Below are 614 nucleotides of genomic sequence, written 5' to 3'. Positions count from 1 at the left end.
CAGTCGTTGAAGCAAGCGATTTACGTCCGACCGCTCGTGAGCAAGTAGAGTCATTAGGTGGTAAGTGGCTTGATGTACCAATGAGTGCAGAGGAGGCTGAGACCGCTAAATCCACAGGCGGCTATGCGTGGACACCATCAGAGCAATATGTCAAAGACCAAGCCGCAGTGGTGGATAAAGCCTTAAGCAATGCGGATATCGTCATCACCACCGCACAAATTCCTGGTCGTAACGCACCGCGCTTGGTCCATCAAGCAACCCTTGCCAAAATGAAAGCAGGTTCAGTACTGATTGATATGGCTGCTGGTACTGGCGGTAACGTTGAAGGCAGTGTCCCTGATGAAACCATTATGACGGCCAATGGTGTACGCATCGTCGGTGCCGCCAATATTCCATCAATGCTCGCTGCGCAGTCATCAGACCTATATGCCAATAACCTGGTCAATTTTATCACCACCTTAATTGCTCCTGCTACTACTACAGACGACGCTGCAGCAAACACACTGGCACTCAACTTAGACATGGAAGATGAGATTCAAGGGGCATTAGCCGTGACACATGCGAATCAAGTGCGTCTTGCTAAGCGCTAAATCTCAATTCCCAAGTCTCAAGTC

At 49.7% G+C, this 614-nt stretch carries 1 pseudogene; it reads left to right on the top strand.

Annotated elements, in window-relative coordinates:
- Nucleotides 1-590: pseudogene (locus EPB74_RS13375) on the top strand (NAD(P)(+) transhydrogenase (Re/Si-specific) subunit alpha); the annotation flags it as partial.
- Nucleotides 591-614 lie beyond the last annotated feature (24 nt).

This window comes from Psychrobacter sp. DAB_AL62B (assembly GCF_028895345.1).
Taxonomy (GTDB): Bacteria; Pseudomonadota; Gammaproteobacteria; order Pseudomonadales; family Moraxellaceae; genus Psychrobacter.
The sequence above is the reverse complement of the archived record's forward strand: the minus strand, read 5'-3'. Positions and strand labels throughout refer to the sequence as shown.